General features: G+C 44.0%; 1 protein-coding gene. It reads left to right on the top strand.

The features are described 5' to 3' along the window. Window positions 1-725 (top strand): hypothetical protein (locus N1032_RS25230; protein ID WP_259543327.1); only part of this gene is annotated, 725 nt, incomplete at both ends.

Below are 725 nucleotides of genomic sequence, written 5' to 3'. Positions count from 1 at the left end.
GATTAATGATGGAGTACAACAAGAGCAATTAGCCAATCAAGCAATTAATGATGCTATTGCTAAAGGCGGTGCTCAAGTCCCTGATGCTGCTTCTGACCCAGCTGTACACTTGGCTGCTCGTAACCAGAACCAAGCTGCTGGTGTGGGGGATACTGGTGGTAATCTTAATGTACCACGTCCTACCCCTCCTAGTCAGAAAGAACAGCAGGATATGGATTTACATAAAACTGGTCAACAAGCTAACTTCGACCAGAATAAGATTCCAGAGTGGTATCAATCTAAATCATTTGGTTATGGATTAATTACATTTGGACTTAACTTACTTAGTGGTAACGACCTTGCCCAATCTTTCGCTCTTGCTGGTAATGCTTTTACTGGTGCTTATGGCACTGAGAAGCGTTCTATTTGGGCACAAGATTTACACAAGCAAGGGTATAATCCTGCGGAAGTAGAGCAGTGGGTTCAGACTGGTGATGCCAAAGTTCTTACTGACCCTGTTCAGAAAGAGTTCCAGAGAGCACAACAAACTCTTCAACTTCAGACTGGTAAAGAACAACTTAGTGCATTGCAGTATGAAAATGACCCAGCTCGTCGTCAACAGGCTCTGCTTGAACATCAGCAAGACCGTGACCTCAGCCGTCTTAACATTATGTCTGAAATGCAAGCTCGTCAACTCAATGCTACTAACCAAGCTCAGCGTAATCGTCTTGACCTCATTGAGCATC

This window comes from Herbiconiux daphne (genome assembly GCF_024979295.1).
GTDB lineage: Bacteria > Actinomycetota > Actinomycetes > Actinomycetales > Microbacteriaceae > Herbiconiux > Herbiconiux daphnes.
The sequence above is the reverse complement of the archived record's forward strand: the minus strand, read 5'-3'. Positions and strand labels throughout refer to the sequence as shown.